The sequence below is a fragment of the Rahnella sp. NRRL B-41462 genome, from assembly GCF_003263525.1.
Taxonomy (GTDB): Bacteria; Pseudomonadota; Gammaproteobacteria; order Enterobacterales; family Enterobacteriaceae; genus Rahnella; species Rahnella aceris.
Genome location: NZ_JYDF01000042.1, coordinates 1 through 26,833 on the forward strand (window position 1 = coordinate 1; position 26,833 = coordinate 26,833).

25 protein-coding genes, 2 tRNA genes and 1 pseudogene are annotated in these 26,833 nt (G+C 51.3%); 13 read left to right on the plus strand and 15 right to left on the minus strand.

Going from position 1 to position 26,833, the window contains the following annotated elements; translation table 11 throughout:
* Positions 1-26: 26 nt before the first annotated feature.
* The 4 genes from frr to rpsB all read right to left on the minus strand — a co-directional run bounded on the left by frr (position 27) and on the right by rpsB (position 3,309).
* Positions 27-584 carry a ribosome recycling factor gene (gene frr / locus UC14_RS11320; protein WP_013574196.1) on the minus strand — a complete coding sequence of 186 codons (558 nt, stop codon included), beginning with the start codon at positions 582-584 and terminating at the stop codon, positions 27-29.
* 108 nt (positions 585-692) lie between these two features.
* Positions 693-1,424, minus strand: coding sequence for a UMP kinase (pyrH, locus tag UC14_RS11325; RefSeq protein ID WP_013574195.1), 732 nt, complete (start codon positions 1,422-1,424; stop codon positions 693-695).
* A 160-nt stretch (positions 1,425-1,584) separates the two neighbouring features.
* On the minus strand, positions 1,585-2,436 hold the full coding sequence (gene tsf / locus UC14_RS11330; protein WP_112197715.1) for a translation elongation factor Ts: 852 nt from the start codon (positions 2,434-2,436) through the stop codon (positions 1,585-1,587).
* Between the two features lie 147 nt (positions 2,437-2,583).
* Positions 2,584-3,309, minus strand: a complete 726-nt coding sequence (gene rpsB, locus UC14_RS11335; protein WP_013574193.1) for a 30S ribosomal protein S2 — start codon at positions 3,307-3,309, stop codon at positions 2,584-2,586.
* Between the two features lie 367 nt (positions 3,310-3,676).
* Between rpsB and map the strand changes: the two genes are divergently transcribed.
* The 4 genes from map (at position 3,677) to UC14_RS11355 (ending at position 8,674) form a co-directional block, all read left to right on the plus strand.
* Positions 3,677-4,468: a type I methionyl aminopeptidase gene (gene map, locus UC14_RS11340; RefSeq protein ID WP_013574192.1), complete on the plus strand. Its 792-nt coding sequence runs from the start codon at positions 3,677-3,679 to the stop codon at positions 4,466-4,468.
* Positions 4,469-4,578: 110 nt separating this feature from the next.
* Positions 4,579-7,269: a bifunctional uridylyltransferase/uridylyl-removing protein GlnD gene (gene glnD / locus UC14_RS11345; protein ID WP_013574191.1), complete on the plus strand. Its 2,691-nt coding sequence runs from the start codon at positions 4,579-4,581 to the stop codon at positions 7,267-7,269.
* Between the two features lie 46 nt (positions 7,270-7,315).
* Complete coding sequence (gene dapD, locus UC14_RS11350) at positions 7,316-8,140, plus strand: 2,3,4,5-tetrahydropyridine-2,6-dicarboxylate N-succinyltransferase (RefSeq protein WP_013574190.1); 825 nt, start codon at positions 7,316-7,318, stop codon at positions 8,138-8,140.
* 144 nt (positions 8,141-8,284) lie between these two features.
* Positions 8,285-8,674 (plus strand): DUF3461 family protein, encoded by a 390-nt coding sequence (locus UC14_RS11355; protein ID WP_013574189.1) that lies wholly within the window; start codon positions 8,285-8,287, stop codon positions 8,672-8,674.
* Between the two features lie 92 nt (positions 8,675-8,766).
* Here UC14_RS11355 and UC14_RS11360 read toward each other — a convergent pair whose 3' ends face one another.
* The 3 genes from UC14_RS11360 to UC14_RS11370 are packed head-to-tail and all read right to left on the minus strand — an operon-like array spanning position 8,767 to position 10,354.
* Positions 8,767-9,216 (minus strand): flavodoxin, encoded by a 450-nt coding sequence (locus tag UC14_RS11360; RefSeq protein WP_013574188.1) that lies wholly within the window; start codon positions 9,214-9,216, stop codon positions 8,767-8,769.
* Positions 9,217-9,258: 42 nt separating this feature from the next.
* Positions 9,259-10,038: a tRNA pseudouridine(65) synthase TruC gene (gene truC, locus UC14_RS11365; RefSeq protein ID WP_013574187.1), complete on the minus strand. Its 780-nt coding sequence runs from the start codon at positions 10,036-10,038 to the stop codon at positions 9,259-9,261.
* Position 10,039: 1 nt separating this feature from the next.
* The gene (locus tag UC14_RS11370) at positions 10,040-10,354 is read right to left on the minus strand and encodes a YqcC family protein (RefSeq protein WP_013574186.1); all 315 of its coding nucleotides are present in this window, start codon (positions 10,352-10,354) and stop codon (positions 10,040-10,042) included.
* 190 nt (positions 10,355-10,544) lie between these two features.
* On the opposite strand from UC14_RS11370, the gene UC14_RS11375 reads away from it, so the two are divergent.
* Positions 10,545-11,783, plus strand: a complete 1,239-nt coding sequence (locus tag UC14_RS11375; protein WP_013574185.1) for an MFS transporter — start codon at positions 10,545-10,547, stop codon at positions 11,781-11,783.
* 657 nt (positions 11,784-12,440) lie between these two features.
* Here UC14_RS11375 and syd read toward each other — a convergent pair.
* Positions 12,441-12,992: a SecY-interacting protein gene (syd, locus tag UC14_RS11380; protein ID WP_013574184.1), complete on the minus strand. Its 552-nt coding sequence runs from the start codon at positions 12,990-12,992 to the stop codon at positions 12,441-12,443.
* A gap of 76 nt (positions 12,993-13,068) precedes the next feature.
* Here syd and queF point away from each other — a divergent pair, with 76 nt between their 5' ends.
* The 3 genes from queF to xni all read left to right on the plus strand — a co-directional run bounded on the left by queF (position 13,069) and on the right by xni (position 16,280).
* Positions 13,069-13,914 (plus strand): NADPH-dependent 7-cyano-7-deazaguanine reductase QueF, encoded by an 846-nt coding sequence (queF, locus tag UC14_RS11385; RefSeq protein WP_112152495.1) that lies wholly within the window; start codon positions 13,069-13,071, stop codon positions 13,912-13,914.
* A gap of 170 nt (positions 13,915-14,084) precedes the next feature.
* Positions 14,085-15,449: a nucleotide 5'-monophosphate nucleosidase PpnN gene (ppnN, locus tag UC14_RS11390; protein WP_013574182.1), complete on the plus strand. Its 1,365-nt coding sequence runs from the start codon at positions 14,085-14,087 to the stop codon at positions 15,447-15,449.
* 78 nt (positions 15,450-15,527) lie between these two features.
* Positions 15,528-16,280, plus strand: coding sequence for a flap endonuclease Xni (gene xni / locus UC14_RS11395; RefSeq protein ID WP_013574181.1), 753 nt, complete (start codon positions 15,528-15,530; stop codon positions 16,278-16,280).
* Between the two features lie 130 nt (positions 16,281-16,410).
* Here xni and rlmM read toward each other — a convergent pair whose 3' ends face one another.
* The 4 genes and pseudogenes from rlmM to UC14_RS11415 all read right to left on the minus strand — a co-directional run bounded on the left by rlmM (position 16,411) and on the right by UC14_RS11415 (position 19,622).
* Positions 16,411-17,517, minus strand: coding sequence for a 23S rRNA (cytidine(2498)-2'-O)-methyltransferase RlmM (rlmM, locus tag UC14_RS11400; protein WP_013574180.1), 1,107 nt, complete (start codon positions 17,515-17,517; stop codon positions 16,411-16,413).
* Positions 17,510-17,905 (minus strand): DUF423 domain-containing protein, encoded by a 396-nt coding sequence (locus tag UC14_RS11405; RefSeq protein WP_013574179.1) that lies wholly within the window; start codon positions 17,903-17,905, stop codon positions 17,510-17,512. Before UC14_RS11405 ends, rlmM begins: the two co-directional genes overlap by 8 nt.
* Before the next feature lie 87 nt (positions 17,906-17,992).
* Positions 17,993-18,914, minus strand: a pseudogene (locus UC14_RS11410) (transcriptional regulator GcvA).
* A gap of 486 nt (positions 18,915-19,400) precedes the next feature.
* Positions 19,401-19,622 (minus strand): YgdI/YgdR family lipoprotein, encoded by a 222-nt coding sequence (locus UC14_RS11415; protein WP_013574177.1) that lies wholly within the window; start codon positions 19,620-19,622, stop codon positions 19,401-19,403.
* Between the two features lie 187 nt (positions 19,623-19,809).
* Here UC14_RS11415 and csdA point away from each other — a divergent pair, with 187 nt between their 5' ends.
* Together csdA and csdE are read left to right on the plus strand one after the other, a co-directional pair.
* Positions 19,810-21,015 (plus strand): cysteine desulfurase CsdA, encoded by a 1,206-nt coding sequence (csdA, locus tag UC14_RS11420; protein WP_112197716.1) that lies wholly within the window; start codon positions 19,810-19,812, stop codon positions 21,013-21,015.
* A gap of 20 nt (positions 21,016-21,035) precedes the next feature.
* Positions 21,036-21,470 (plus strand): cysteine desulfurase sulfur acceptor subunit CsdE, encoded by a 435-nt coding sequence (csdE, locus tag UC14_RS11425; protein WP_037035153.1) that lies wholly within the window; start codon positions 21,036-21,038, stop codon positions 21,468-21,470.
* Here csdE and tcdA read toward each other — a convergent pair.
* Positions 21,458-22,273, minus strand: a complete 816-nt coding sequence (gene tcdA / locus UC14_RS11430; protein WP_037035155.1) for a tRNA cyclic N6-threonylcarbamoyladenosine(37) synthase TcdA — start codon at positions 22,271-22,273, stop codon at positions 21,458-21,460. The two genes, csdE and tcdA, sit on opposite strands and share 13 nt — an antisense overlap.
* Positions 22,274-22,318: 45 nt before the next feature.
* Entirely contained in the window at positions 22,319-23,431 is a 1,113-nt protein-coding gene (gene mltA, locus UC14_RS11435; RefSeq protein WP_112152498.1) for a murein transglycosylase A, read from the minus strand.
* Between the two features lie 220 nt (positions 23,432-23,651).
* On the opposite strand from mltA, the gene UC14_RS11440 reads away from it, so the two are divergent.
* Together UC14_RS11440 and UC14_RS11445 are read left to right on the plus strand one after the other, a co-directional pair.
* A tRNA-Met gene (locus tag UC14_RS11440) sits at positions 23,652-23,728 on the plus strand.
* A 62-nt stretch (positions 23,729-23,790) separates the two neighbouring features.
* A tRNA-Met gene (locus UC14_RS11445) sits at positions 23,791-23,867 on the plus strand.
* 100 nt (positions 23,868-23,967) lie between these two features.
* On the opposite strand, the gene amiC is transcribed toward UC14_RS11445, so the two are convergent.
* Positions 23,968-25,218 carry an N-acetylmuramoyl-L-alanine amidase AmiC gene (amiC, locus tag UC14_RS11450; RefSeq protein WP_112197717.1) on the minus strand — a complete coding sequence of 417 codons (1,251 nt, stop codon included), beginning with the start codon at positions 25,216-25,218 and terminating at the stop codon, positions 23,968-23,970.
* Between the two features lie 228 nt (positions 25,219-25,446).
* On the opposite strand from amiC, the gene argA reads away from it, so the two are divergent.
* Entirely contained in the window at positions 25,447-26,772 is a 1,326-nt protein-coding gene (gene argA / locus UC14_RS11455; protein ID WP_013574171.1) for an amino-acid N-acetyltransferase, read from the plus strand.
* Positions 26,773-26,833: the final 61 nt, after the last annotated feature.

Sequence of the window (26,833 nt, forward strand, 5' to 3'; positions counted from 1 at the left end):
GCGCTTTGGAAGAAATTCAAGCCGGATTAGAACTCCATTAACTCGGCTTCTTTCTCGCTCAGAGCAACGTCGATTTTCTTGATGAAAATATCAGTCAGTTTCTGAATATCGTCCTGGGAACGGCGATCTTCGTCTTCGCTGATTTCTTTATCTTTCAACAGTGCTTTGGTTTTATCGTTCGCATCGCGGCGGACGTTACGGACAGAGACACGGCCCTGCTCTGCTTCGCCACGCACCACTTTGATCAAGTCTTTACGACGTTCTTCGGTCAGCGCTGGCAATGGAACACGAATTGTCGCGCCTGCAGAAGACGGGTTCAGACCCAAATCAGAGGTCATGATCGCTTTTTCAACAGCAGCGCTGATAGAGCGGTCAAAAACAGAGATTGCCAGAGTACGGGAATCTTCCACCGTCACCTGTGCCAGCTGACGCAGAGGCGTTGCTGAACCGTAGTATTCCACCATGATGCCATCCAGGATGCCCGGAGATGCACGGCCGGTACGGATTTTGCTGATATGCGTTTTGAATGATTCAACGCATTTTTCCATGCGAATTTCAGCGTCTTTTTTGATTTCGTTAATCACGTTGTGAACCTTTGAAAGCTGATTACCTGGCAGACCATAACATCAGTATAGTCCGTGAATACTCATGCCAGCAGAGGCTGGCTGAACGTAATGTTCAATTGTGAAGGATCACTCCGCTTTAGAAATCAGCGTTCCTTCATTTTCACCCATCACCACGCGACGCAGTGCACCAGGCTTATTCATGTTGAAAACGCGAATTGGCAGATTGTGATCGCGGGCCAGCGTGAAGGCCGCCAGATCCATCACTTTCAATTCCTGTTCCAACACTTCCTGATAGGTCAGTGTTTCGTAGAGTGTCGCTTCCGGATTTTTCACCGGGTCGGCAGAATATACGCCGTCAACTTTGGTCGCTTTTAATACCACATCAGCTTCGATTTCGATCCCGCGCAGACACGCTGCTGAGTCAGTGGTAAAGAAAGGATTGCCGGTACCGGCGGAGAAAATCACCACACGGTTATGACGCAGCAAGCTGATGGCTTCTGCCCAGCTGTAATTATCACAAACACCGTTCAAAGGGATTGCAGACATCAGGCGTGCGTTAACATAGGCGCGGTGTAATGCATCACGCATTGCCAGGCCATTCATGACAGTCGCCAGCATACCCATATGGTCGCCTACAACACGATTCATGCCCGCCTGTGCCAGACCCGCGCCACGGAACAAGTTACCGCCGCCGATCACAACACCTACCTGAATGCCGAGTTCGACCAGCTCTTTTACTTCCTGAGCCATGCGATCTAATACACTCGCGTCGATACCAAAACCTTCACTACCCTGCAGGGCTTCGCCACTGAGTTTGAGCAGGATACGTTGATAAACGGGTTTCGCATTGGTAGCCATGGTGTCTGTCCTAGAAGCAATGTGTCTTAATGGATAGTCAGTCTTTACATCATAGCGCTGTCTGAATGACATTCACGCACAATGTAATAGGAATTTGGGGCTGGATAAAACGGAACCGCCCTTTCGCAGCGGTTCCATTTTAGGGTGTATCAGATACTGATTAAGACTGTTTAGTCATTGCTGCAACTTCAGCAGCAAAGTCAGTCTCAACTTTCTCGATACCTTCGCCCACTTCGAAGCGGATGAAGTTAGTCACGTCAGCGCTATGTTCTTTCAGAACCTGGCCCACAGTTTTGCTTGGGTCGATAACGAAAGGCTGACCAGTCAGAGAAACTTCGCCGGTGAATTTCTTCATGCGGCCTTCAACCATTTTCTCTGCAATCTCTTTTGGCTTGCCAGACTGCATCGCGATGTCCAGCTGAACCTGGTACTCTTTTTCTACCACTTCGGCAGACACATCTTCAGGCTTAACGAATTCTGGTTTGCTTGCTGCAACGTGCATAGCAATTTGCTTAACCAGTTCTTCATCAGCGCCTTTAGCAGCAATCAGAACGCCGATACGAGCGCCGTGCAGGTAGCTGCCCAACACGTCGCCTTCAAGGATTTGAACGCGGCGAATGTTGATGTTCTCACCGATTTTAGCAACCAGCTGAATACGTTCTTCTTCGAACTGAGCTTTCAGGACTTCAACGTCAGTCACTTTGCCTGCAACAGCAGCGTCCAGTACTTTGTCAGCGAAAGCCTGGAAACCAGCATCTTTAGCCACGAAGTCAGTCTGGCAGTTAACTTCCAGAATCACGCCGAAGCTACCTTCGATTTTGGTTTTGATCACGCCGTCAGCAGCTACGTTGCCTGCTTTTTTCGCCGCTTTGATCGCGCCAGATTTACGCATGTTTTCAATTGCCAGCTCGATGTCGCCGTTAGCTTCAACCAGAGCTTTCTTACAATCCATCATGCCAGCGCCAGTACGTTCGCGCAGTTCTTTTACCAGGGCAGCGGTAATATCAGCCATTGTATTTTCCTCGATTATCTCAGTGCAAAAAGGGTTTTTGCGGTGAGATATTTCTCGCATTTAAGATAAGCAAAGGGGGCCAATAAAGGCCCCCTAACCAACATATTTCAATACCTGGTTAATAAGGGCTCTGCTGAGCTTGCCTTATTATTCAGCTTCTACGAAGCTTTCTTCTGCCTGAACAGCCAGATCTTGCGAACGGCCTTCACGAACAGTGGCAGCAACAGCGCTCAGGTACAGATTTACTGCACGGATTGCGTCATCGTTACCTGGGATAACAAAGTCAACGCCATCCGGATCGGAGTTGGTATCAACAATGGAGAATACCGGGATACCCAGGTTGTTAGCTTCTTTGATTGCAATGTGTTCGTGATCAGCATCGATAACGAACAGAGCATCAGGAAGACCACCCATATCCTTGATACCACCCAGGCTGTTTTCCAGCTTAGCCAGTTCACGAGTACGCATCAGCGCCTCTTTCTTGGTCAGCTTCTCGAAGGTGCCGTCCTGAGACTGAATTTCCAGATCTTTCAAACGTTTGATGGACTGACGAACTGTTTTCCAGTTAGTCAGCATGCCGCCCAACCAGCGATGGTTCACGAAGAACTGGTCGCAGTTGTGTGCAGCTTCTTTTACCGCTTCGCTTGCTGCGCGTTTAGTACCAACGAACAGGATCTTACCTTTACGGGAGGAGATCTTCTGCAACTCAGCCAGAGCTTCGTTGAACATTGGAACAGTTTTCTCAAGGTTGATGATGTGAACCTTGTTACGAGCGCCGAAGATGAATGGCTTCATTTTCGGGTTCCAGTAACGGGTTTGGTGACCGAAGTGAACACCGGCCTTGAGCATGTCGCGCATGGAAACAGTTGCCATGATAAAACCTCTATTAAGTAGTTGGGGTTATGCCTCCACGTATCCCATACAACCGACCCTGCAGAACGAATTCCCAAGGCACCCCGGCGTATGTGTCGATACGTGTGTGTTATTACTTACGTTAATAAGTACACAATGAGTGATTTTGGCTTTAATCCCTCAGAGTCGTAAGACCCAGAGCGGATTGCCGGCGCGCTTTATACCATAAATAACGGCCCGGCAGCAACTTTTGTTCACCGGATTGCTTCCCGGGAAATGATAGTTTGGCAGCAAATATCAGGGCTGATACCATAAGCCACAGCTAATTATTGACGACATCGGTGTAGAAATAAAGCACACCTGATGCACAGAACCCGCAGGACAACACATGGCTATTTCAATCAAAACCCCTGAAGACATCGAAAAAATGCGCGTTGCTGGCCGTCTGGCCGCGGAAGTGCTGGAAATCATTGAGCCTTTCGTTAAACCGGGCGTCAGCACCGGCGAGCTGGATCGCATTTGTGCCGATCACATCGTGAACAAGCAACAGGCGGTTTCTGCCTGCCTGGATTACCACGGCTTCCCGAAATCTGTCTGTATTTCCGTTAACGAAGTGGTGTGCCACGGTATTCCGAGCGAAGACAAAATTTTGAAAGATGGCGACATCGTCAACATTGATGTCACGGTCATTAAGGATGGTTTCCATGGTGACACCTCCAAAATGTTCATCGCGGGTAAACCGACGATTCTGGGTGAGCGTCTTTGCCGTATCACGCAGGAAAGCCTGTATATCGCACTGCGCCTGATCAAGCCTGGTATCCGCCTGCGCACGTTGGGTAAAGAGATCCAGAAGTTCGTTGAAGCCGAGAAATTCTCTGTGGTACGCGAATATTGCGGTCACGGCATCGGTGAGGGTTTCCACGAGGAGCCTCAGGTACTGCATTACGATGCGGATGACGGCGGTGTTGTGCTTCAGGCGGGTATGGCGTTTACCGTTGAACCGATGGTCAACGCAGGCGATTACCGTATCCGCACCATGAAAGACGGCTGGACAGTAAAAACTAAAGATCGCAGCTTGTCGGCTCAGTACGAGCATACTATTGTGGTGACAGATAACGGTTGTGAAATTATGACGCTGCGTAAGGATGACACCATTCCGGCTATCCTGACGCACGACTAAACAGTCACCCGCTCTGCGGAGAGGGTATAAATCTGTGAATCAAGCCGGCGAAAGCCGGTTTTTTTTATCTTTCACGTTTATTGGTCTCTCACGTGTAGGGCTGCGCACCCATGATTGAAAACTTCCCGGCTGAAAAGAGCGTACTACTGCAAACCACGCAGGATCTCGCCCGTACTTTTCCGCTACAACCGGCCTCCCCTTCTGTCTATCCGGACGACGATTTAAACCGTCAGAGCCTGAAACAGCATATGGAACAGTTTCAGGCATGGCTGGCGGATGCCTTCAATGCCGGGCAACAGGCTGAAGAACTGGTAGACGCACGGACGCATTACATCGATCAGCTGTTACAGCGTCTGTGGACCTTCTACGGCTTCGACAATATTCCGGAAACCGCGATGGTGGCCGTAGGCGGCTACGGGCGCGGCGAATTGCATCCTTTATCGGATATCGATGTTCTGGTGCTCAGCCAGAAACGGCTTAACGATGAACAGGCATTGCGCATCGGTGAACTGATTACCTTGCTGTGGGACGTTAAGCTGGAAGTCGGACACAGCGTGCGTACGCTGGAAGAATGTCTGCTGGAAGGATTGGCTGATTTAACCGTAGCCACCAACCTGATCGAATCCCGCCTGATCTGCGGCGATGTCGCGCTGTTTCTCAGTATGCAGAAACACATTTTCAGCGACGGATTCTGGCCTTCGCCAAACTTCTTCCGCGCCAAAATTGATGAACAAAATGAACGCCATCTGCGTTATCACGGCACCAGTTATAACCTTGAGCCAGATATCAAAAGCAGCCCCGGCGGCCTGCGCGACATTCACACCATTTTATGGGTAGCCCGTCGTCATTTTGGCGCCACATCGCTGGACGAAATGGTGGCCTTTGGTTTTCTGACCAAAGCTGAGCGCAACGAACTGCTGGAATGTCAGAGTTTCCTGTGGCGAATCCGTTTTGCCCTGCATTTGCTGCTGCCCCGCTACGACAACCGTCTGCTGTTCGACCGCCAGCAAAGTGTGGCGCAATTGCTGCAATATCAGGGCGAAGGCAATCAGCCCGTCGAACGCATGATGAAAGATTTCTACCGCATGACCCGCCGGGTCGGCGAGCTGAATCAGATGTTATTGCAGTTGTTCGATGAAGCGATTCTGGCCATCGGCCCGAATGAAAAACCACGGCCGCTCGATGAAGATTTCCAACTGCGTGGCGATCTGATTGATCTGCGGGACAGCACGCTCTTTGACCGCCGTCCGGAAACTATCATCAGCATGTTCCACCTGATGGTGCGCCATCGCGAAATCAAAGGGATTTACTCCACCACCGTCCGCCTGCTGCGCCATGCCCGTCGACATCTCAAAGAGCCGCTATGCATGATCCCGCAGGCGCGCGAAATGTTTATGTCGATCCTGCGCCATCCGGGCGCCGTGTCACGCGCGCTGGTGCCGATGCACCGCCATAGCGTGCTGTGGGCATATATGCCGCAATGGGGGCAGATCGTCGGGCAGATGCAATTCGACTTGTTCCACGCGTACACAGTCGATGAACATACCATTCGTGTGCTGCAAAAACTTGAAAGCTTTGCTCATGAAGAAACCCGGCCAAAGCATCCATTATGTGTGGAGCTGTATCCGCGGCTGCCACAGCCTGAACTGTTGCTGATGGCTGCCCTGTTCCACGATATTGCCAAAGGCCGCGGTGGTGATCACTCGATTCTCGGCGCGCAGGATGTGCTGGAATTTGCCGAACTGCACGGGCTGAATTCCCGTGAAACCCAGTTGGTCTCGTGGCTGGTTCGCTGTCACTTGCTGATGTCAGTGACGGCGCAGCGCCGCGATATTCAGGATCCTAATGAAATCCAGCAGTTCGCCGCAGAAATGCAGACCGAAGTTCGCCTTCGCTATCTGGTCAGCCTGACCGTTGCCGATATCTGTGCTACCAATGAAACCCTGTGGAACAGCTGGAAACAAAGCCTGATACGCGAACTGTATTTTGCCACCGAAAAGCAATTGCGCCGCGGCATGCAAAATACGCCGGATCTTCGCGAGCGCGTGCGTCATCACCGCCTTCAGGCGCTGGCATTGCTGCGTATGGATAATATTGATGAAGAAGCGCTGCACCGTATCTGGAGCCGCTGCCGGGCGGATTATTTCCTGCGCCATTCACCCAATCAACTGGCATGGCACGCAAGACACCTGCTGGAACATGACTCCACCAAACCGCTGGTGCTGGTCAGCCGTCAGGCAACGCGAGGCGGGACCGAGATATTTATCTGGAGCCCTGACCGACCGTATCTGTTTGCCACCGTCGCCGGTGAGCTGGACAGGCGTAACCTGAGCATTCATGACGCGCAGATTTTCACCAATCGCGACGGCATGGCGATGGATACTTTCATTGTACTGGAACCGGACGGCAGCCCGCTGGCGCAAGACCGGCATGAAGCCATTCGTTACGCGCTGGAACAGTCGATGACGCAGGCTTATCAGCCGCCGCGTGCGCGACGTCCTTCGCCGAAACTGCGTCATTTCAGCGTGCAGACCGAAGTCAGTTTCCTGCCGACGCATACCGACCGCCGGACGTATATGGAACTGGTGTCGCTGGATCAACCCGGTCTGCTGGCACGCGTCGGGGAAGTCTTCTCTGATCTCGGCCTGTCGCTGCACGGTGCGCGCATCTCGACCATCGGCGAACGCGTAGAGGACTTATTTATTCTGGCAAATGGCGAGCGTCGTGCGCTGGATAAGCAAACTCGCCAGGAAATCACACGCCGGTTAACTGAGGCACTCAACCCTGGCGATAAAATGTGATACAAGTACCACTATCTTTTAAAACCAATTCAGGAAAGAGAACAGGATGCAGCAACTACAAACCGTTATTGAACAAGCCTTCGAGCGCCGTGCAGACATTACTCCGGCTAACGTTGACAGCGTAACGCGCGACGCTATCACTGAAGTTATCAGCAAAATCGACAGCGGCGAATTGCGCGTTGCTGAGAAGATTGATGGCGAATGGGTGACGCATCAGTGGCTGAAAAAAGCGGTACTGCTCTCGTTCAGAATCAATGACAACCAGGTGATGGAAGGCGGTGAGAGCCGTTACTTCGATAAAGTGCCCATGAAATTCGCTGACTACGATGAAGCGCGTTTCCAGCGTGAAGGTTTCCGCGTGGTGCCACCTGCTGCCGTGCGTAAAGGCGCATTCATTGCACGCAACACCGTGCTGATGCCTTCTTATGTCAACATCGGCGCTTACGTTGATGAAGGCACCATGGTTGATACCTGGGCGACTGTCGGTTCTTGTGCGCAGATCGGTAAAAACGTTCATCTGTCCGGTGGCGTAGGTATCGGCGGCGTTCTGGAGCCACTTCAGGCGAACCCGACTATCATCGAAGACAACTGCTTCATCGGCGCGCGTTCAGAAATCGTTGAAGGCGTGATCGTGGAAGAAGGCTCGGTGATTTCCATGGGTGTTTACATCGGCCAGAGCACCAAAATCTATGACCGTGAAACCGGTGAAGTGCATTACGGCCGCGTACCAGCGGGCTCCGTAGTGGTTTCCGGCAACCTGCCTTCTAAAGACGGTAAATACAGCCTGTACTGCGCTGTCATCGTCAAGAAAGTAGATGCGAAAACTCTGGGCAAAACCGGCCTGAATGAGTTATTGCGCACAATCGACTAAACTTAAAAATAGCGGGTATTGTTTTAAAAAATAACCCGCTATTTTTTTATCTTCTAAACGGCAAACTGTGCAATTAATCAATGATTAAAGCCGCCGTTCAGTTCATCATGACACTCTGATTTTCTCCTAAACGAAGGTGGCGCTATGTATGACAATCTGAAAAGCCTGGGCATTAATAATCCCGACGATATTGATCGTTACAGCCTGCGTCAGGAGGCCAATAACGATATTCTGAAGATCTATTTCCGCAGAGATAAAGGCGAGTTTTTTGCTAAAAGCGTGAAGTTTAAATACCCGCGCCAGCGTAAAACCATCGTTGCCGATAATGCCGGTCAGGGTTATAAAGAAATTCATGAGATCAGCCCAAATCTGCGCTATGTGATTGATGAGCTGGATCAAATCTGTCAGCGTGATCAGGTAGAAGTGGATCTGAAACGTAAAATTCTGGATGACTTACGCCATCTTGAATCTGTCGTGGCGAATAAAATTTCTGAGATTGAATCTGATCTGGAAAAACTCACCAACGGCCGCTGATAAATTCCGGTCAGAAGATGTGAATACAAAAAAGGTCAGGCGTTTGCCTGACCTTTTTATTTCTTGCGCGCAGAACGGCAAAGGGTGTGACGTTATTTAAGCAACTGTCCCCATTTTTCCACCCACGGAATCGCAACGGTTTCCGGTTCGGCAGTTTCCATGGCGTCAATTTCCAGCATTTCGCCAATGCGCGATGCGCCTTGTTCCTGCAATAAATCATCCAGCTTATGGCCGCCGCCACAGAAATGATCGTAGCTGATATCACCCAGCGCAATCATGCCGTAACGCAACTCCGGCTGATAGCCCACGGTGTCACGGATGGCGACATACAAAGGCGCGATGCTGTCCGGCAAATCCCCCTGACCGGTAGTCGACGTCACAATCAGCACAAAGTGATGACGGTAATATTGCCAGGCTTCAAGCGTGCCTTCTTCAAACAGTTTCACGTCATGACCCTGGCCTTTCAGCACGGTTTCCGCTTCCTCTGCCACCAGTAACGCATTGCCGTATACCGTACCGACAAAAATTCCGACTTCTGCCATGGGTTTCACTCCTGTGTGATGCCAATATTTCAATCAAAGGGACTAAATTTGTGCACTATCCTGACGGCAAGTTTCTGCAAACTCAACCCTTTCAAGCTCAGGGATTTTTCCCTGCCAGCCAAACTGTGTCACCACATTTTGCCAGCGATGATCCCAGCGCGCCTGAATCGACAACGGCTCACCCGTAACCGGATGAGGCAATTGCATATGACTGGCGTGCAGCATCAGCCCGGAACAGCCGAAATGCTGCGTCATACCCCGGTTTTGCTTTAAATCACCGTGCGCGCTGTCTCCGATTATCGGGTGACGCAGATGCGACATATGCCTGCGCAGCTGATGTTTACGACCGGTTTCTGGTTTCAGTTCTACCAGGCTATAACGGGCCGTATCATAACGACCAACAGCCACGGGCATCTCGACCTGAGCCACCACGCGATAATGCGTGACCGCAGGCTGTGGCGCTTTATCCGGACTGGCAAACTTATCGGCGATTTTATCAAGCTCTTCCGTCAGCGCGTAATCGAGGGTACCGTCTTGCGGCACATACCCGCGAACCACGGCATGATACACCTTGCTCATCTGGTTATTTTCAAACTGCTGCGACAGCAAACGCGCCACGTCACTGGACAGCGCCAGCAGCAAAACGCCCGACGTCGGCTTATCCAGCCGGTGAACCGTAAACACATGCTGACCAATCTGATCACGCAATGTTTGCATCACAAACACCGTTTCATGGCGGTCCAGCCAGCTGCGATGAACCAGCATACCCGCAGGTTTATTTACTGCGATCAGATGTTCGTCCTGATACAAAATTTCCAGCATGTCAGTCTTCTATGTTCAGCAAATCGTCAAGGCGTTGCAGCTGAGTCAGCAAACGGAGTGCTTCAGGCATCGCCACTTCAAAATAGGGGGTGATAGCAAAACGGGTTGGCATTGGTGCCTGGGCCTCCAGCAACGCGTACATACGGGGAACCAGCACCCATTGGAGCCATTGTTCAGCAGACAGGGTATCCACTGAAAACGGCTCTTTGCTTTCAAAGGCTTCCGCTTCCGGCGGCGTGGCGTGCCACAATTTTTCATCACGCATGACCTGCTCGATATCTTCTAAAATCTGGCGAACCTGGTTTTCTATATTCATCAATGACTCTCTTCGTTCATGGCCCCGGGCAGCCTCCGCCGGGGGGCGCAAAGCATAACATTGAAGGACTGATGCCCCAACTTTCTGCATCCTATCCAATTTATCTATCCAACCATAAGTTTTTCGTGGTAGCGATAAACGCCCGTTACGGGCAAACTACCGCCACTTTTTTCTTTACAGATCTGTCCACATGTCCGCACAACACATTCAAAAAGCACACGCAACACCGGCAAAAGCCATGCTGGCCTCCGTCACCGGCTACGCCATGGACGGATTTGATTTATTGATCCTCGGTTTCATGCTCCCGGCTATTACCAGCGAATTTGGTTTGTCTTCCTCACAAAGTGGTTCGCTGGTGACCTGGACCCTGATTGGTGCCGTACTGGGCGGTGTCATTTTCGGGCCCATCAGCGATCGTTTCGGCCGCATCCGGGTACTGACCTTCACCATTCTGATGTTCTCCCTCTTCACCGGCTTATGCGCTTTCGCACAAGGGTACTGGGATTTACTGATCTATCGCACGCTGGCCGGTGTCGGCCTGGGCGGTGAATTTGGTATCGGCATGGCGCTGATTGCAGAAGCGTGGCCGGCGGAAAAACGTAACCGCGCCTCGGCTTATGTCGGCATGGGCTGGCAGCTCGGCGTGCTAATGGCCGCCTTCCTGACACCGATGCTGTTGGGCATTATCGGCTGGCGCGGTATGTTCCTGGTCGGACTGTTACCGGCACTGGCCTCTTTCCTTATCCGCCGCACAATGGGCGAACCGGAAGCCTTCGTAAAACACACTGCCAGCAATAATGATGGCTCACTGTTTAGCCGCATTAAGTTACTGTTCCGCGATAAAGTCACGACGAAAGCCAGTATCGGCATTCTGATCCTGTGTTCTGTGCAGAACTTTGGCTATTACGGGCTGATGATCTGGATGCCGAGTTATCTGTCGAAAAACTTTGGCTTCTCACTGACCAAATCTGGCCTGTGGACCGCCGTGACGGTTGTCGGTATGACCTTCGGCATCTGGCTGTTCGGCATGTTGTCGGATCGTTTCCCGCGCTGGAAAATCTTCCTGATTTATCAGATTGGCGCTGTCGTGATGGTGGTGTGTTACGCGCAGCTGTCTGACCCGACACTGATGTTGTTCGCAGGCGCGCTGATGGGGATGTTCGTGAATGGCATGATTGGCGGTTACGGCGGCCTGATTTCCGATCTCTATCCGGTACGTGTCCGGGCGACGGCCCAGAATCTGTTATTTAATCTCGGACGTGGCGTCGGTGGTTTTGGCCCGCTGGTGATCGGCATGCTGGTGGCACAGGTGTCATTTACCGCAGCAATTACCTTGCTGGCCGCGATTTATCTGCTGGATATTTTTGCCACTTTATTCCTGTTGCCGAAAAAGCAGGGGCAGGATGATGTCTTGGGGGCGATCGGCTGAGGAATGGCTGGCGCTTTGGGCTGGAAGGAAGATTTTACAGAAGTAATTTTTATAGACATAAAAGTTGGGGGCACTGTTTTCACAGTGCCCCCGGTTCGTTTTATAGCAATCCAGCTACCTGAGTGCTCCCTGCTCAATCCCTGAAAACTTTTCCTGCGGTTATCCTAACCGGCTGTCCTTTGCATCGTCCAACTTTCATCCTGACGGTCTGTCCTAAGTCATCCTGACTGATGTCCCTTGGTCATCTGTGACCCGCTCAGCTTCCTTTGTGAGCTCTCTTCTCCGTCCTGGAGGTGTCCCTGGTTTCGTCCTGAAACATCCTGGCATAATCCGATGCCGTCCTGACTCTTCCTGAGCCGTCCCCTTTTTTATGAATCAGCCATCATCCTGATGTTCTGCTTCATGCTTCCTTAGTGCCTGACTAGAATCGTTGATTTCGGCCTTGGGAGCAAGGCAGGCTGTAAGCCAACCTCAGCGGGCGTAAGCCGTCTCACAACCAATAAATCAACCAACTAATTGATTTCATTTATGAAAATTATTTTAACCAGGAAGTAATTAAGTCAAATTAGCGAGATCTCTTACAGCCTTTGTGAGAGATCTCTCACACGCTTGTGAGCCATTTGTGCTCTGCGGGATGGGTCGTTCAGATGATGTTGCTCAGGCGGGACAAACAGCGGTCAGCATTGTAAGGAATTCTGATAACGATGGCGAGAGTATAGTTCGTTTTTTACTGCCGAACTGTTCCAGCACGACATTACCGGTCACATTGCATAACGAAACCAGATCCAGCTCGGAATCTGTGGTCGCCAGAAAAAGGGTAGGTGTCAGCTTCAGCCTCTTTTGCGTGACCAGATGCCCGATCAGATTTTCCTGCAAACGGGTGAAATCTTCCTGGCTCCAGACCTGCAACAACGTCAGCGGATTTCCCTGCCAGCTGGCGGTCATGTCCCCTGCATACTGTGTCGTGTAAAACTCATGCGCCTCGGGACGCAACTGTAATTCCAGCGCCCGTTCTACATTTTGCAAGGTCGCATCTGGGGTAAACGTCTGCGTTAGCCAGAAGACCTTGTCTTCATCTGTTTTGACCACGCACGGCGAATCTACACCAAAAAGGGCTTCACTGGCGGGCGGCATGCCGGTTTCCTGTTGCCAGAGATCGACATAACGTTGAGTAAATTCACGCAATGCTACAGAAACTTCAGACTCCATAATTCTCTCATCTTCCGGCAAGGCTGGGGTAAACTAGGGATTATTCTCTATTGTACCTATTTCGTAAGGTGACAGCATGTCCTCATATCAGGATAACCCCGCCCTGGCGCAACTGACGCTGGGTAAAAGTACGGCTTATGTCGATCAATACGACGCGTCTTTATTGCAGGCCGTTCCGCGCAGCATGAACCGTGAACCGCTGGGTTTATATCCGGACAACTTACCGTTTCATGGCGCAGATATCTGGACGCTGTATGAACTGTCGTGGCTCAATGCCAAAGGCCTGCCGCAGGTTGCCGTGGGTGAAATCAGTCTGAATGCCAACAGCCAGAATCTGATCGAATCCAAAAGCTTCAAGCTCTATCTGAACAGCTTCAACCAGACCGTTTTCGCGGACTGGCAGGCGGTCAAGGAAACATTAACCCGTGATTTAAGCGCCTGCGCGCAAGGCGAAGTCACGGTGAGCGTCAGCCGTCTGTCTGAGATTGAAGGTTCAGCGGTTGGGCATTTTGACGGTGTTTGCATTGATGAGCAGGATATTGAGATCGACAGTTACGAGTTCAGCACGGATTATCTGGCCAATGCTAAAGGTGCTGAGATCGTTGAAGAGTCGCTGGTCAGTCATCTGCTGAAATCCAACTGCCTGATCACCCATCAGCCAGACTGGGGTTCCGTTCAGGTCCAATATCGCGGCCCGAAAATCGACCATGAAGCGCTGCTGCGTTACCTGGTTTCTTTCCGCCATCACAATGAATTCCACGAACAATGCGTTGAACGCATCTTTAATGATTTGCTGCGTTTCTGCCAGCCGGAAAAGCTTGCCGTTTATGCGCGCTATACACGCCGCGGTGGTCTGGACATCAATCCATGGAGATCCAACTTCCCGTTTGAACCTGCAACCGCGCGACTTGTCAGACAATAATGCGAGACGTTGCTCAAGAACTGAGCTAACGCTCTGTCAGCATTGGTAAAAGCCTGATGACGGGGTTACTGTTAAATCGCGTACGGCGCAAAAAATATGATCCGAAAAATCATGCGCCGCAATCAGGTAGCAGAAAGAATCACTGCACCCGTTGGTGTCAAGGAGCAACTTTGATTACACATATCAGCCCGTTAGGCTCAATGGATTTGTTGTCGCAGCTGGAAGTCGACATGCTCAAACGTACTGCGAGCAGCGACCTCTATCGTCTTTTCCGAAATTGTTCACTGGCCGTGCTTAACAGCGGCAGCCAGACTGACAGCAGTAAAGAGCTTCTCGACCGTTACGAAAGCTTTGATATCAATGTGCTGCGCAGAGAGCGTGGCGTGAAACTGGAACTGGTAAACCCACCGGAAGACGCATTTGTGGATGGCCGGATTATCCGCTCATTACAGGCCAACCTGTTTGCTGTACTGCGCGATATTCTGTTCGTGAGCGGGCAAATTGACAACGCCGGTCGTTTTCAGCACCTGAATACCAAAAACTCAGCGCATCTGACCAATCTGGTGTTCTCTATCTTACGCAATGCCCGCGCCCTGCATCTGGATGAAGATCCGAACATGGTGGTTTGCTGGGGCGGACATTCAATTAATGAAATTGAATATCAGTATGCCCGTAACGTCGGCAGTCAGCTGGGTCTGCGTGAACTGAACATTTGTACCGGCTGTGGCCCGGGCGCAATGGAAGCCCCGATGAAAGGCGCCGCCGTCGGCCACGCGCAACAGCGCTACAAAGCCGGCCGCTTTATCGGCATGACAGAACCGTCGATTATTGCTGCTGAGCCGCCTAATCCACTGGTCAACGAACTGATCATCATGCCGGATATCGAAAAACGGCTTGAGGCGTTCGTGCGCATTGCGCACGGGATCATTATCTTCCCTGGCGGTGTAGGTACCGCAGAAGAATTACTGTATCTGCTGGGCATTCTGATGGATCCGGAAAACAGCGATCAGGTTTTACCGCTGATCCTCACCGGCCCGAAAGAAAGCGCGGATTACTTCCACGTTCTTGATGCCTTCATTAAAGAAACGCTGGGTGAAGAAGCCTGTAAGTTCTACACCATCATCATCGACGATCCGACAGAAGTCGCCCGTCAGATGAAACGCGCCATGCCGCTGGTGAAAGAAAACCGTCGTAACAGCGGAGATGCCTACAGTTTCAACTGGTCGATTCGCATTGCGCCCGATTTGCAGCACCCGTTCGAACCGAATCATGAAAACATGGCGAACCTGAATCTTTATCCTAACCAGCCACCGCAGGAACTGGCCGCCGCACTGCGCCGCGCCTTCTCCGGTATTGTGGCCGGTAACGTGAAAGAATTTGGGATCCACGCCATCGAAAAACATGGTCGCTTCAAGCTGCACGGCGATCCGGCTTTAATGAAAAAAATGGACAGCCTGCTGCAAGGTTTCGTCGCCCAGCACCGTATGAAATTGCCGGGCAGCGCATATATTCCTTGCTATGAGATTTGTGCCTGACCGACCGATCACACGGCAAGTCACACTTCTAAAGCAGATCTAAGGGCGACGCGAGTCGCCTTTATTATGGAGATTAACATGGCAATACATCTGCTGATTATTGATGCCCTGAACCTGATCCGCCGTATCCATGCGGTTCAGGGTTCGCCTTGTCTGATTACCTGCCAGAACGCCATAGGTCAGCTGATTCAGCATACTCAGCCCACACATGCCGTTGCCGTATTTGACGAAGATGACCGGGCAGACAGTTGGCGTCATCAGTGTCTGCCCGACTACAAAGCCGGGCGCTCACCAATGCCAGATAATCTGGTTGCGGAAATGCCCAGCCTGAAAGCCGGTTTTGAAGGGCTAGGCATTGCCTGCTGGCATTCTGCAGGTAATGAAGCAGACGACCTGGCGGCAACACTGGCCGCGAAAGTGTCATCCGGCGGCCATCAGGTCACCATCGTTTCAACCGATAAAGGGTACTGTCAGTTACTGGCACCCAATATTCAGATCCGCGATTACTTCCAGAAACGCTGGCTGGATATGCCGTTTGTTCAGGAAACGTTTGGCGTATTGCCACAGCAACTCACCGATTACTGGGGTCTGGCCGGGATCAGCAGCAGTAAAATCCCGGGAGTGCCGGGAATAGGCCCGAAGACGGCGGTCACGTTACTGACGCAGACCGGATCGCTGGATGAGCTTTACGACAATCTGGAAGGCGTGCCGGAAAAATGGCGTAAAAAACTCGAAGAGCACCGTGAACTGGCGTATGCCTGCAAACGTGTATCAACGCTGCAAACCGACGTCGCGCTGGATGGCAATTTGCAGCAACTGCGTTTGCCATAAAAAAGCACTTCTCAAACGCAAGTGTTCAGGAAGGATACTCTGAATAATTTGAATTGCAGGCAGGTGGCAAGTAAGTGATTCGGGCGAACGCACGCAGCCCACGCCCCTGCAGTTCAAAGTATGACGAGTATCAGCGATCACGCTCGTCGCGGCGTCCGCCAATAGCCGACCAGAAACGGCGGATATGCACGGTGACTTCTTCGCGATCGTGATAAAGCTGCTTCGCGAAGATCTCGGCATTCACGCCATTTTCTTTCAGACGTTCGTCGATGCGTTCAAGAATATTAGAGACTTCTTCGTAACGCTTTTTCATCGGCAACTTCAGGTTAAAGATCGCCTCACGGCACCAGCCGTTGACCAGCCAGTCACACATCAGCGCAGCCACTTTAGCCGGTTTTTCGACCATGTCACACACCAGCCAGTAGTTCTTAGTGCTGGTGGATTTGTAACGGAAGCCGTCTTCACGCAGATGAATCACCTGACCGGTTTCCATCAGGCTGGGTGCCATCGGACCGTTGTCGACAGCCGTGACCATCATGCTGCGTTGTGTCAGCTGATACGTCCAGCCGCCAGGACACGCGCCTAAATCCACCGCGTACATGCCACTTGCCAGACGTTCATCCCACTCATCAGCCGGAATAAAGACATGGAAAGCTTCTTCCAGTTTCAGCGTTGAACGGCTTGGCGCTTCGGAAGGAAACTTGAGGCGCGGAATACCCATATAGAACGGTGAATTGTTATTGCTGTAGGAATACCCCACATAGCAGCAACCCGGGGCGATAAAGAACACATGCACTACCGGACGCAGCGCATTCTCTTTCTTGCCCAGCACTTTGCATTCGCGCATCGCGGAACGCAGCGGCACAGTCAGTTTGCGGCAGAACTTGGTCAGCTCTTTGCTTTCATTGGTATCAGGCACTTCAACGCGAAGCTCACCACCGTTGGTAATCACGTTCTGAACCATGCCGACAATCGGAGAAACACGATCTTCCGGCGGCAAATCTTTCAGCAACTCTCCCACCACGATCAACTGACGGGCAAAAATCAGCTCGCGGAAGGGCAGTTCTTTGGCGATACGGTCAGCATCATCTGGTTGATAGCATTCAAACAGCACATAACCGCTGTTTTCTTTCACGCGGGCAAAACCGAAGATTTCCATCTTCGCAGCTTTGTCAGTAATTTCTGCTGCGCATTCTTTTTCAAAACCCTGACGGCAGTAGAGAGCAAGTTTATTCATGGCGTTCGGCCTTTTTCTTCAGGCGCAATGCGCCGATCAACAACAAAATCCAACCGACCAGGAACAAGGTACCGCCAATCGGAGTGACAAAAACGAACAAACGGAGATGTGACAGCGCCAGACAATAAAGGCTGCCGCTGAATAAAACGGTTCCCAGCGCTAAAAAGGCGCTGCTCCAGTAGAACCACACATTGCGCTGGCGCTGCATCGCAACACCCAGAATCATCACTACCAGCGTATGAATGCTTTGATAAGTTAACCCGGTATGGATCCATGCCATTTCCGCTTCGCCGAGCGACTGGCTCAACACATGTGCGCCAAAAGCACCGAAAGCGACGTAGATAAAACCGCTGATAGCGGCGAAAATCAACATTGAACGACTGGTCATTATGCGTTACCTGTTATCGTTATTTGCTGATGAAAAACCTGATTAATCAATCTCATCAGCAGACTCAGGACTTTCTATCCCCAGGAATCAGGCCTGATCGAAACGAAAGCGCAGTTTTTCCTGCTCGCTGGCTGCACGGGCGAGGATCCACTGACGAAAGGCGGCTATTTTACCCAGTTCTGCCTGACTGTCATGACAAACCAGATAAAAAGCATTTTTACTAATTAAAACTTCACTGAACGGACACACCAGACGTCCGGCCTCAATCTCAGTCTGTGCCATGACATTATTCACCAGCGCAATACCCTGCCCGTGAACGGCGGCCTGAACCACCATCGCACTGTGGCTGAAAATAGGCCCCTGCTGCACATTCACCTGCTGCAACCCAAGCTGTTTGGTGTACGCCAGCCAGTCCCGACGGGAAGCATCGTGCAGCAGTGTGTGATGACTTAAATCGGCGGGTTCCTTCAGCGGATTATCCCCCATCAGCAACGAAGGAGAACAAACCGGCAGTAAATACTCCGCATACAATCGCTCTCGCCCGTAGCCCCGGCCAGTTACCCCGACCATGGAATATGGCGACGTCGACATCGTCGGCCAATTTATCTTCTTCACGGTCTACCGCCTGGATGCGTACATCGATGCCCGGATAAGCTGAGTTAAAGCCAGACAATCTTGGCACCAGCCATTGAATCGCAAAACTGGGCGGTAAACTGACGGTCAGCGCGCCTTTGGCACTGCGTGCCTGAAGTTTACGTGTGGCCTCATTCAGAGCAGAGAATATCTCTTTGATATCCAGATAATAGCTCTGCCCTTCTTCGCTCAGTAACAAAGAGCGATTGCGGCGGCGAAACAGTTTTAACCCTAAAAAGTCCTCAAGTGACTTAATCTGGTGGCTAACAGCGGCCTGCGTGACGAACAGTTCCTCGGCAGCCTTAGTAAAACTAAGGTGACGCGCTGCGGCATCAAACACCCGCAGAGAATTCAAAGGCGGTAAACGTTTTGACATAGAATGGATACTTCTTATTCGCCGGTTAGCGGAACGCCTGTCCGTGGGTTTAGGTATTAGTTTTTTTAATCCGAGACATTATAATTTGTCCGTTGAGGATGTACAGGCAAAAACCTATAGTGGCGCCACTTCCTGAGCCGGAACGAAAAGTAGATTGGTATGAGGATGCTGAAATACTTTTGGCTTGTGGTTGTGATGTTGTGTTTGCAATTGTCTGGCAATCCAGACGCGTAGCTTGAATGCTACAAACTTTTCACTTCCTGTACATTACCCTGTCTGTCCAAAGTGATTTTTTAGCACCGCAATTTGCGGTGCTTTTTTTTTTTGCTTTTTTTGCTGCATAAAGGACGCAAAGAAAACACCAGGCAGCAGAATGGCGAGCGCATAATGTGACAAAACCGGCTTCCTCGCAAGAGGAGCCGGTTTTGTCACAAAGCAAAATGTGAGGTTACCTGAGCGACTGACTCAAGGTGTTCACGTCAGGAATCAATTCCCTTCTGCCATTTCTTTGATTTCAGATTTATTGATCTGCTGCTTATTGCCATACGCATCGGTATAACTGATCATACCGGTATCACTGTCGGTGCTAGGTTTGCCTTCAGCAACAATGGTGCGGCCATCGTTGGTATGCATCACGTAGTTGCTCGAACAGGCGGCAAGTGTTGTCGTCAGCAGTGCAGCTGAAATTACGGCGGCGATCTTCTTCATCATAGACTCCTTGCAGATTAATATGCTTCAAATTCCTGGTTAGACTCCAGGCTAATGCTTCTAGTCTTCGTAATTCAGCATAACAAACCTCTGATGAATTTCCAGGTAACCATTCCTAAAATGAATAAGCGGCTTGTGTTACAGATAAACCTGTATTTTTAACTCAGGCCGAAGGATCTGATTTCGTATGACTGATTTTAACCCCGCAGATTTTCGTCAACAGTTTCCTGCGTTGTCTCAGGGGCAATGTTATCTCGACAGTGCAGCCACCGCCCTGAAGCCGCAGGCGGTGATCGAGGCCACTGTAAATTTCTACTCTCAGGAAGGAGCCACCGTGCACCGCAGCCAGTATCATGCGGCGCAAGCCCTGACAGATGACTACGAGCAGGCCAGAAGGCTGGTGGCGCAGTGGATCAACGCGCCGCATTCCGCAGATATCGTCTGGACGCGGGGAACCACGGAGTCCATAAATCTGGTGGCACAAAGCTGGCTACGCCCCCGACTGCAACCGGGTGATGAGATTATTGTCAGTCAGGCGGAACATCACGCTAACCTCATTCCGTGGCTGATGGTCGCACAACAATGTCAGGCGCAGGTGATCACGCTGCCAGTGGATGAGTGCGGCATTCCTGATATCACCGCCCTTTCCGCCCTGCTGAACAACAAAACCCGCTTGCTGGCACTGACGCAAATGTCGAATGTTACCGGCGGAATACCCGATATAGCCCGTGCCGTTGAACTGGCACACGCTAACGACACGCCCGTTCTGATCGATGGCGCACAAGGCGTTGTTCATTGTTCGCCAGACGTTCAACAACTCGATATCGACTTTTATGCCTTCTCCGGCCATAAGCTTTACGGGCCGACAGGCATCGGCGTGCTGTATGGCAAAACTAAATTGCTCGAGAATATGGCACCGTGGCAGGGCGGCGGGAAAATGCTGACCCAGGCTTCCATGACCGGTTTTACACCGCAGGCCGTGCCCCACCGCTTCGAAGCGGGTACGCCTAACATTGCCGGTGTGATCGGGATGTCAGCAGCGCTGAAATGGTTAAAAACCGTAGATCTGCAAGCGGCAGAGAAATATACACAAAATCTGGCGAGTCTGGCTGAAGAGCAGCTTACGCAGATTGAGGGTTTCCGCAGTTTCCGCTGTCAGAATGCCTCACTTCTGGCATTCGATATCGCCGGTGTGCATCACAGTGACCTTGTGACATTGCTGGCTGAACAAGGCATTGCCTTGCGCGCCGGACAGCATTGCGCCCAGCCATTGATGGATGCTCTGGGCATCAGCGGAACATTACGGGCTTCATTTGCGCCGTATAATAATGAACAGGACGTTATACGGCTGGTCAGGGCAGTAAAATATGCTTTCGATCTGTTAGCCGACTAATTCATTCTTTGGGGAATACCATGTTAGCGCCACATCCTTTCGGCCATGAGATCACTGAATCCTCACTGACCGAAAAATTCGCGTCATTCCGTCAGTGGGAAGACCGCTACCGTCAGTTAATCCTGCTGGCGAAATCTTTGCCGCCACTGGATACGACGTTGAAAACGCCGGAAAATGAGCTGTCTGGTTGTGAAAACCGGGTATGGTTAGGCGCGGAAAAAGCGGTGAATGGAACAATGCATTTCTATGGTGACAGCGAAGGAAGGATCGTTAAAGGTTTGCTGGCAGTGCTACTGACCGCCGTGGAAGGCAAAACGCCAGACGAGATTTTAATGCGGGATCCGCTGGCGCTGTTTGATGTATTGGGGTTGCGTGAGCAACTGAGTACCAGCCGCTCCAGCGGGCTTCATGCGCTGGCAGAAGGCGTAATCGCCCTGGCTCGTCAGGCTGCCTGAGCCTGACGCTGCGCCTTAGCCATCATCTTCTTCAGTACGTGGGATACCGCGACAAAACCAAACGTCGCGGTAACCATCGTTGCAGCCCCAAAACCAGACGCGCAATCCATGCGTTTAGGGCCTTCTGCGCTTGCCTTTGCAGCACATACCGAGCCATCAGCCTGCGGATACATCAACGGCTCGCTGGAAAACACACAGTCAATTCCGAGCTTACCTTTGCTGTTTTTCACCACGTTGAAATCATTTTTCAGACGTTCACGCAGTTTTGCCGCCAGCGGATCCTGAATGGTTTTCGCCAGATCCACGACAGCAATTTGGGTCGGATCAATCTGACCACCCGCACCGCCCGTCGTCACCACCGGAATTTTATAACGACGGCAATAGGCCAGCAGCGCGGCTTTAGGCCGGACGCTGTCGATAGCATCAATGACATAGCTGAATCCGTGATCGAGCATCTCAGCCACGTTATCCGGCGTAATAAAATCATCAATGCAGGTGACTTTGCACTCCGGATTAATCGCCAGAATGCGCTGCGCCATAATTTCCGTTTTTGCCTGCCCGACGTTTTCACGTAACGCATGGATTTGACGGTTGGTGTTGGTCACACACACATCATCCATATCAATCAGCGTGATCGCGCCAATACCGGTGCGGGCCAGTGCTTCCGCAGCCCATGACCCCACTCCGCCAATACCAATCACACAGATATGCGCCTGCGAGAACAGCTCCAGCGATTGCTGACCATAAAGCCGGGCAGTTCCGCCAAAACGTTGCTGATAAGCGTCGGAGTAAGTCGCTGTCATGAAAAGATAAACCTCAGTGCGTTCGAAGACTTTGTCGTTTGAAATCTAGTTGGATGGCGCGTATGCCGTGAACAACGGCTTGCCGTTCTGCGCTGATTTTAACACCCAGACGCGTCCATAGTGATTATAAAATCCTGCGGAGTGGCCAGCGTCAGGACCAATCCCCTGATACATATCGAAATGTTGTCCTTTAATCGCCCCACCGACATCCAGTGCGACCATCAGACGCATATGATATTTGCCGGTAAACTTGCCTTTATCGTTAAGCTCCGGGACTTCCGCCAGCAAGGTAGTACCCGCCGGGATCAGCGAACGGTCAGAAGCTACAGAGGCTTTGGCAATCAGCGGCACACCGCTGGCACCGCGAACTGGCGCGAAAGGTTCAGGCTTGAAGAAAACGAATGACGGATTCTGTTCCAGCAATTCACGCACTTCTGCCGGGCTGTGAGTATCTGCCCACTGGCGGATCGCCTGCATAGACATATTCTCACGCGCCACTTCACCGCGGTCGATCAGCACTTTGCCGATACTGCGGTAAGCGTGACCATTCTTGCCCGCATAACCGAAGAACATGAACGGGCGACCATCGCCGTAATCGACATAACCGCTGCCCTGTACTTCCATCATAAAGTTATCCATCAGGGAGTTGGTCCAGGCCACCACATAGTTATCACTCAGGGCACCGGAGTAAATCGAAGCACGATCGGGCAGACGACCGCGTTTAGGCGGCATACGGTACAGCGGATACTGGAATTCGCCCTGACGGGTGTAGCGCGCCTGCACAACTGGCGTGTAATAGCCGGTCAGTTGCACGTTACCAAAATTGTCAGCACCTTCCATCTGATAGGCGCTGATGCCGTACTGGCTAAGATTGCGGGTATCAGCCCCGGAGCGCAGCCATTGTTCAACAGCCTGGAATGTCGTGTTATTACGGCCATATAAAGAAGAAGAGGCAATTTGTACCGCAGCGACCTGATTAGAGTAATCCAGCGCGTTTACCGGCTTGCCTGTAGCATTCGGCTCATTCACATATTCAAGCGCATTATCCAGACGGCCATCTTTATACTGCTGGCCCCGGTCAGTCGGTCGCGAAGAACACCCCGCCAGCACCGCTAACACCAGACCACCCAGCAGATATTTATTCCAACGTCCTTTCATTATTGCCGCGCTCTCTTACTTTCAGGGAAATGACTGGCGAAACGATAACAAACGCCCTATCAGAAAGGAATTGCCACAGCCGAAAAAAGTGTACTGAGCCAAATTGAACACCAAACGGCGATTTTGTGCATAAAAAGCCAGCAACTAAGTGCTTTATTTGAATAAATTCAAAAAAGGGTTGCACGAAATCTCATGGGGAGTATAGTTCGCCTCCATCGGACGCGGGGTGGAGCAGCCTGGTAGCTCGTCGGGCTCATAACCCGAAGGTCGTCGGTTCAAATCCGGCCCCCGCAACCAATTCGATATCGATGCATTAAATGCCAGGTTGAATTGTACGATGAATTAAAGCAGTATACGGACGCGGGGTGGAGCAGCCTGGTAGCTCGTCGGGCTCATAACCCGAAGGTCGTCGGTTCAAATCCGGCCCCCGCAACCAACTACTAAAAATCAGTGAAAAACATCAGGCACCCTAACGGGTGTTTTTTTGTATCTGAATTCCGGCGAAGCGCGGAATAATCACCCCGCCCCCGCGCGACTCATCCCATCGTCGACATCCCGCCTTGTGCGAAATACGCTTTGATCCCGGCCAGAATTGACTCCGCCACCTGCTGCTGAAAATGCGCAGTCCGCAATTTTTTCTCTTCATTAATGTTACTGATAAACGCCGTTTCGACCAGAATCGACGGAATATCCGGCGCTTTCAATACCGCGAATCCGGCCTGATCCACTTTATTTTTGTGCAGATGATTAATCTTTCCCATGCGCGTCAGCACTTCTTTGCCAAATTTCAGGCTATCGCTGATGGTTGCCGTCTGAACCAGATCAAACATCGTGTGATCCAGATACCGGTCGCCACTTTTACTGACGCCGCCTATCAGGTCAGATTCATTCTGCGTTTGTGCGAGAAAACGTGCTGCGGAACTGGTGGCGCCTTTGGTCGACAACGCAAAAACCGATGAGCCTCTTGCTGCCCGACTGGTAAAGGCATCTGCGTGGATAGAGATAAAAAGGTCTGCCCGCAGTTTTCGTGCCTTTGCCACGCGGACTTTGAGCGGAATAAACACGTCTTCATTGCGGGTCATATGCGCTTTCATATTGGGTTCACGCGCAATCAGCTTCTGTAATCTGCGGCCAATCTGCAACACGACATCTTTTTCACGGGTCTTGTATTTGCCAACGGCTCCCGGATCTTCACCGCCATGTCCGGGATCAAGCATAATCACCAGCGGCCGGCTTCGCCCCGCCTGGCCGTCTTTCTTCGTTTCCGGCGGTAACGTTCTCGCGACATCTCCGCGGTTGTAATCTTCCAGTAACGCCAGCAGCGGATCATCCTGAGCACTGATCTCACCTTCTTGCGGATACAAATCAACCACCAGCCGGTTATGGAATTCAGCGACCGGTTTCAGCGTGAAGACATGCGGATTGATTGTACGCTTTAGCTCAAACACCAGACGCACCGTTTTGGTATCAAACTGCCCCACCCGCGCCTGCCGGATGTAAGGATCACTTTGCTGGATTTTTTCACCCAGTCCCTTGAGCACACTGTTGAGATGCACGCCTTCGATATCCACCACAACGCGTGGCGGATCACTGAGCAGAAACTGCTTATATTTTAAGGGCGTGCTGGATTCGAGGGTGATTCGGGTATAAGTAGACGAGGGCCAGATGCGTACGGCAATAACCTGTGAGCTGGCCGCAAAACCTACTTTACTCACGCTGAGCATCCAGGAAGCAGCTACGGTTTGCAGGAGGCGTCGTCTTCCGGGATTGTGAGTATCGTCAGTCATGCAGTCTCAAAAAGGTCCAAAAGTTAAAAAAAGATGATAAAAAACTCAATTTACGAATTCTAACGAATCATATCCTGCATGTCATTCCTAAACATTTAGTCTATTTATCAATTTGTTGTATGTTTGTGATAGGGGTTAAAACAAAAACAGAGATTTCTTACTTGCCACAGGGCCATAAAAGAATAAAAATACAAAAATTACGAATAAAAATTCATACGAGGTTTTGCCGTGAAGGAACGTAGTACTGAACTGGTCCAGGGATTTCGCCACTCAGTTCCCTATATAAATGCTCACCGTGGCAAAACATTCGTTGTCATGCTCGGTGGAGAAGCCATTGAACATGAGAATTTCAGCAATATTGTCAATGATATCGGCCTGTTACACAGTTTAGGCATCCGTCTGGTGGTTGTTTATGGCGCCCGACCACAGATTGATGAGAACCTTTCTGAGCATAATTACGAACCGATTTATCATAAAAACATCCGCGTCACCGATGCCCGCGCGCTCGAGCTGGTTAAGCAAGCCGCAGGTCTGCTGCAGCTCGATATCACAGCGCGACTTTCGATGAGTCTGAATAATACGCCACTCCAAGGTGCGCACATCAACGTCGTCAGCGGCAATTTTATCATTGCTCAACCGCTGGGCGTCGATGACGGTATTGATTACTGTCACAGCGGCCGTATCCGCCGTATTGATGAAGAAGCGATTCACCGTCAGCTCGACAGCAATGCCATTGTCTTGCTTGGCCCGGTGGCAGTTTCGGTTACCGGTGAAAGCTTCAACCTGACTTCTGAGGAAGTAGCGACACAACTGGCAATCAAACTGAAAGCGGAAAAAATGATCGGCTTCTGCTCTTCTCAGGGGGTAATCAACGAGGAAGGTAATATTATTTCCGAACTGTTCCCTAATGATGCACAGCAAAGAATTGATCAGATGGAATCCAGCGGTGACTATCTTTCCGGCACCGTTCGCTTCCTGCGCGGCGCGGTGAAAGCCTGCCGCAGTGGTGTACGTCGCAGTCACCTGATCAGTTATCAGGAAGACGGTGCGCTGGTTCAGGAACTGTTCTCGCGAGACGGTATTGGTACGCAAATCGTGATGGAAAGTGCCGAGCAAGTGCGCCGTGCAACCATCAACGACATCGGCGGCATTCTGGAACTTATCCGGCCGCTGGAGCAACAGGGTATTCTGGTGCGTCGTTCCCGCGAACAGCTGGAAATGGAAATCGATAAATTTACCATTATCGAGCGGGATAACCTGACCATTGCCTGCGCAGCGCTTTACCCCTTCCATGATGAAGGGATTGGCGAAATGGCCTGCGTGGCGGTTCACCCCGACTACCGTAGCTCTTCACGCGGTGAAATGTTACTGCAACGCGTTGCCAGCCAGGCGAAACTTATGGGGCTGAACAGGCTGTTCGTACTGACGACCCGCAGTATTCACTGGTTCCAGGAACGTGGCTTCAAGCCAGCAGAAGTGGATGTGTTGCCGATTCAGAAACAAGAAATGTACAACTACCAGCGTCGCTCCAAAATACTGATCGCCGAACTGTAAAAATCTCACCACCTTTCCTCAGTGGTAAAAAAGGACGCTCTCGCGTAATGCCGGTCACTTA

Coding starts and splice junctions, on each gene's coding strand:
- map (WP_013574192.1), top strand. CDS start 3,677: ATGGCTATTTCAATCAAAACCCCTGAAGACATCGAAAAAATGCGCGTT.
- mltA (WP_112152498.1), bottom strand. CDS start 23,431: ATGAAAGGACGTTGGAATAAATATCTGCTGGGTGGTCTGGTGTTAGCG.
- UC14_RS11405 (WP_013574179.1), bottom strand. CDS start 17,905: ATGACCAGTCGTTCAATGTTGATTTTCGCCGCTATCAGCGGTTTTATC.
- UC14_RS11375 (WP_013574185.1), top strand. CDS start 10,545: ATGTCCGCACAACACATTCAAAAAGCACACGCAACACCGGCAAAAGCC.
- tsf (WP_112197715.1), bottom strand. CDS start 2,436: ATGGCTGATATTACCGCTGCCCTGGTAAAAGAACTGCGCGAACGTACT.
- rlmM (WP_013574180.1), bottom strand. CDS start 17,517: ATGAATAAACTTGCTCTCTACTGCCGTCAGGGTTTTGAAAAAGAATGC.
- truC (WP_013574187.1), bottom strand. CDS start 10,038: ATGCTGGAAATTTTGTATCAGGACGAACATCTGATCGCAGTAAATAAA.
- rpsB (WP_013574193.1), bottom strand. CDS start 3,309: ATGGCAACTGTTTCCATGCGCGACATGCTCAAGGCCGGTGTTCACTTC.
- xni (WP_013574181.1), top strand. CDS start 15,528: ATGGCAATACATCTGCTGATTATTGATGCCCTGAACCTGATCCGCCGT.
- queF (WP_112152495.1), top strand. CDS start 13,069: ATGTCCTCATATCAGGATAACCCCGCCCTGGCGCAACTGACGCTGGGT.
- amiC (WP_112197717.1), bottom strand. CDS start 25,218: ATGACTGACGATACTCACAATCCCGGAAGACGACGCCTCCTGCAAACC.
- UC14_RS11415 (WP_013574177.1), bottom strand. CDS start 19,622: ATGAAGAAGATCGCCGCCGTAATTTCAGCTGCACTGCTGACGACAACA.
- csdA (WP_112197716.1), top strand. CDS start 19,810: ATGACTGATTTTAACCCCGCAGATTTTCGTCAACAGTTTCCTGCGTTG.
- dapD (WP_013574190.1), top strand. CDS start 7,316: ATGCAGCAACTACAAACCGTTATTGAACAAGCCTTCGAGCGCCGTGCA.
- UC14_RS11360 (WP_013574188.1), bottom strand. CDS start 9,216: ATGGCAGAAGTCGGAATTTTTGTCGGTACGGTATACGGCAATGCGTTA.
- UC14_RS11355 (WP_013574189.1), top strand. CDS start 8,285: ATGTATGACAATCTGAAAAGCCTGGGCATTAATAATCCCGACGATATT.
- glnD (WP_013574191.1), top strand. CDS start 4,579: ATGATTGAAAACTTCCCGGCTGAAAAGAGCGTACTACTGCAAACCACG.
- tcdA (WP_037035155.1), bottom strand. CDS start 22,273: ATGACAGCGACTTACTCCGACGCTTATCAGCAACGTTTTGGCGGAACT.
- pyrH (WP_013574195.1), bottom strand. CDS start 1,424: ATGGCTACCAATGCGAAACCCGTTTATCAACGTATCCTGCTCAAACTC.
- csdE (WP_037035153.1), top strand. CDS start 21,036: ATGTTAGCGCCACATCCTTTCGGCCATGAGATCACTGAATCCTCACTG.
- UC14_RS11370 (WP_013574186.1), bottom strand. CDS start 10,354: ATGAATATAGAAAACCAGGTTCGCCAGATTTTAGAAGATATCGAGCAG.
- syd (WP_013574184.1), bottom strand. CDS start 12,992: ATGGAGTCTGAAGTTTCTGTAGCATTGCGTGAATTTACTCAACGTTAT.